The organism is Okeania sp. SIO2F4 (assembly GCF_010672385.1).
In the GTDB taxonomy this organism is placed as follows: domain Bacteria; phylum Cyanobacteriota; class Cyanobacteriia; order Cyanobacteriales; family Microcoleaceae; genus Trichodesmium.
Genome location: NZ_JAAHGT010000939.1, coordinates 1 through 3,761 on the forward strand (window position 1 = coordinate 1; position 3,761 = coordinate 3,761).

4 protein-coding genes are annotated in these 3,761 nt (G+C 31.3%); all 4 read right to left on the reverse strand.

Annotated elements, in window-relative coordinates; all coding sequences use genetic code 11:
* Positions 1-207: 207 nt before the first annotated feature.
* Positions 208-801, reverse strand: coding sequence for a tetratricopeptide repeat protein (locus tag F6K22_RS35255; protein WP_293109173.1), 594 nt, complete (start codon positions 799-801; stop codon positions 208-210).
* 347 nt (positions 802-1,148) lie between these two features.
* Positions 1,149-1,523, reverse strand: coding sequence for an oxalurate catabolism protein HpxZ (hpxZ, locus tag F6K22_RS35260; protein WP_293109175.1), 375 nt, complete (start codon positions 1,521-1,523; stop codon positions 1,149-1,151).
* Between the two features lie 248 nt (positions 1,524-1,771).
* On the reverse strand, positions 1,772-2,203 hold the full coding sequence (locus F6K22_RS35265) for an NUDIX hydrolase (RefSeq protein WP_293109177.1): 432 nt from the start codon (positions 2,201-2,203) through the stop codon (positions 1,772-1,774).
* Between the two features lie 687 nt (positions 2,204-2,890).
* Positions 2,891-3,343, reverse strand: coding sequence for a DUF3531 family protein (locus F6K22_RS35270; RefSeq protein ID WP_293109179.1), 453 nt, complete (start codon positions 3,341-3,343; stop codon positions 2,891-2,893).
* Between the last annotated feature and the right edge of the window lie 418 nt (positions 3,344-3,761).

Here is a 3,761-nt window from a genome sequence, read left to right on the forward strand (position 1 = left end):
AACATTCTTTTTTATAGCTTGCTATAATAAGGAAAAAAAATTTGGCTAAACTACTTTTTGATGACTAAACAACAAAGAAGAAACAAAAGGGGGAAAAGCAATTTATAAATTGAGAGAAGATAAAAAATTACTGCCGAACTACCCTTCCTTAAACCTAGCAGTAATTTTTCATTATTAATTGCTGATAACTGATAACTGATAACTGATTTAACTCTCTAGATTATGCCACTTTTGAAAATGACTATCTTGATGATTATTTTGAGTATGATCGACTAAACTAGGCTGAATTTCTAGAGCTTTTTCTTGAAAAAAAAATGCCTCATAAAATCTGCCCTCTTGCTCCAAAACCTTGCCTAAATTCCAATAAGCTACTGCTAGATCTGGTTTGATTTTAATTGCTTTTCTATAATTAATCATTGCTGCATCAATTTGCCCTTTTTTATAAAACATACTCGCCAAATTGACAAGAGCTTCAAAAAAATTAGGATTAATTTTTATTGCCAATGAATAAGCACGAATAGCAGCATCTATTTTATTTTGTGCTTGCAGGATGTTTCCCAAAGTTTTGTAGACTGGAGCAAAATTTGCCTGTTTTTTTAATGCTTTGTGACAAAGAGCGATCGCTTCTGTAAAATTTCCTTGATTGTAATAACTTTCTGCTAGCTTATTAATAGTATCAATATCATATTTTTCTGGATTAAATAATTCTTGATAACTCTTTTTTGCGTCACTTGATTCAGCATTATTTTGGAATTTATTATGGTTTTGAAAATACTTTTTATCTTTTAAACCTACATTCATACTTAATATCATATCCAGTCAAATACTTATAAATATAGCAATTGGTAATTCAGGTAATTAAAATCAAAAAGAACTATATTTTTTGTCTCCAAAACTACTAAATTCTACATAGTTTATTATTATCAGTCATCAATTAACTGTTAAATTTTTCAAACCCCAAGTTTAGCAAAACTCACTATATCTTAAAAATTAGTAGTCCGCAAATTTTGGCAGGTTTGAATCCCCAATCCTATGTTCTGATAAATGATAAATATTAAATATTTCCAACTTAACATATAAAACTGCTATAAATGATAGACAACAGGGAGAATAGTTTGGGAAGAGAAAGCTAATAGCTGAGGAACTAATTACCCTAAAAAAGAAACATGAGGACTCACAATTCGCCAACCAATAGAAGTAGGCATCCAAGTTTGACTTTGCCTACCAATTTTTCCAGTTTCTTGACGCTGAAATTCAGTATTTGCTGTGGCAAAATATTTACCATAAGTCGTAATAACAGTATTCATTAATACTCGCTCTAAATTAATTTTTCCACGCCCTTTCCTAAAAGCTGATATTGCCTCATATCCATAGATATTTTCATTTACTCCATAACGAATGGTGTGGGGATTATGCCAAAATAATTCATCTAAAACATCCACATTATTACTAATCAAAGCAGCTTCATATTGTTCAAATGCTGCTTTTACCTCTGCCACGATATCAGGAATATTAATCTCCATTTTTATACCAATTTCATCAACTTAGGCTACACTACTTATCTTATAGTGAAATGTGAAATAATTTTCTGAAATTACTGAGCGCTTCAAAGTTTTTAGCCTATAAAATCTTACTTTTAACTGTCAGATGTGCGTCTTACATTCTATTCGGGGATCGTTTCCGCAGGAAATGGGGACCTCAGAATTACGCACTCGATGCATGACTTTTGACTTTTGACTTTTAACTTCCGTGAAACGGTATAATTATCCTCCTAATCACAGAATTCTAAAAAATTTTCTGGAACTATTTTCAATTCTCCAGACTTAAATCTATCTATCGAAACCCAAAGCGCCGTTTTTTTTCGTTCCTTTTCCCAAAAAGTTAACTCCTCTATTTGATAAAACTTTGGGTCAGCAAAATCACATTTATATAATTGAATTAACTCATGTCTTTCCTCTCCATTAAACATAAAGATATTTTCCAGACACCCCAAATATTTAATATTAGTCAACTCAGCTTCAATCTCCTCTTTAAACTCTCTGTGTAAAGCATCACGACTATACTCTCCAAAATCAACACCCCCACCCATAACTCGATAGAAAGTTTCCTGTTTTATAGAGTCATAACCTTGAGAAATAAACAGGCGATCGCCATCTCTAATCAATCCCAAAGCTAGCACTCTAATTTTATTCTTTTTATTCATAATTTTCTCATATAAACAAAATAGTATAATACCTTTTTTAAGGATCTATAGCTTGCCATGAGTGAGATTTGTTATAACTACCTTTTTTAAATTTTCAATTAAACCTAATTATACTTCTGCACAAAAGCAAGCTAAGTACCTGGGCAAAATTAATTTCCTATTATTTAGTTCTATCTCCTTGATAGGATAAGCTACAGAGACAAATGAGATGTGGAAATAATTTTCATTACTACTTACCGAAAAATTAAGGTTTAAAGCCTCTCATTTCAAGGATAAAAAAAGAAAAAAATTTCCTTTTAACCAATCCTATCTGTTTTAAGAAGAGGTAATTATTAATTATTAATTATTAATTGTTAATTGTTAATTGTTAATTGTTAATTATTGAAATCTGCTCCTATCTACATAATTATCTTCTCAATTATTAGTTTATATCAAATTCAACAAAGATAGTTACAGTGTGGGAGTAAGTAGGAAAGTTGTATGCAAAGTCTTTAGGTCCTGGGGGAGTTGGAAAAACTATTTTCTCCTAGAAACAAAACTAAGGTTGCTTCTAACTACTACAAAAAAATCAATGTAGCAGTATTTTTTTAAACTGGTATTATGTCAGCCATCCAACTGCCTTCTTAGCTAAATTATTTATTCATAATTTACAAGTAAATTGCTGAATATAAAAAAAGGAAAGTACCATTAATTGTCATCATAAAAACCCTGTTCATACTTATTTTCTGGTACAAGCCAATCTTCATTTTGACCGCCAATAATCAGTTTTTCTATCTTGACCAAATCTTCACTTAATTGTTCAAAACTATTCACCAAAATATCAATTGCTAAAGCATCGCTAGTTCCCAAATCAAACCAACAACGACCCCATAATCCTTCATATTCTACATCTCCCATATTGTGCATAACAGCCATCATACTTTGACTAGCCACATCCTGACTATATTCCATATAACTAATCTCTATTCCTACTTCTTGAACTTGTAAATTTTCAGCATTAAACCCACCCAATTTTCCTAATAAAAACCATGAATCAAATAGTTCTTCTATGTAATGCTTTTCTGCCATAGAAGGAACAGTGCTAAACTCTAACCAAATCCAAACATCAAAAGGATTAAATTCGCGAAATTGTACTTCCATAAATATTTAAGTAGTCGTGCCAAATAAATTTCCTAGTTGAGAGAAGCAAATCTGTAGTGCGGGCATCTTGCCTGCTAGTATTGTACCTAACTGAGATGAAATTCACTATAAATTTTATGTAGGTACTTACAATGCCAAAATTTGCTTAGATTTCCTTAGATAGACTTGCAAAAAAACCAGAAAACTAACAAGAATAAATAAAACTTTCTAGCTACAAACCATTGGGTTAAGATATAGCATTCCTCATTTTCTGTTTCCTATTCCCTGTTACTTGTTCCCTAAAACCTAGAGATTTCTAGCTCACCACTATAAAAATGTCTGATAAATTAATTTTGAGTTTTAAATTTGCGAAGAGTTGGTAATTCTGAAGGTCCCCATAAACCTAAACCATCTCTAATTGCATCTCGCATCGGGTCAC

Excerpts from the sequence above, each read along its gene's own strand:
- F6K22_RS35255 (WP_293109173.1), bottom strand. The coding sequence starts at position 801 with ATGAATGTAGGTTTAAAAGATAAAAAGTATTTTCAAAACCATAATAAA.
- hpxZ (WP_293109175.1), bottom strand. The coding sequence starts at position 1,523 with ATGGAGATTAATATTCCTGATATCGTGGCAGAGGTAAAAGCAGCATTT.
- F6K22_RS35265 (WP_293109177.1), bottom strand. The coding sequence starts at position 2,203 with ATGAATAAAAAGAATAAAATTAGAGTGCTAGCTTTGGGATTGATTAGA.
- F6K22_RS35270 (WP_293109179.1), bottom strand. The coding sequence starts at position 3,343 with ATGGAAGTACAATTTCGCGAATTTAATCCTTTTGATGTTTGGATTTGG.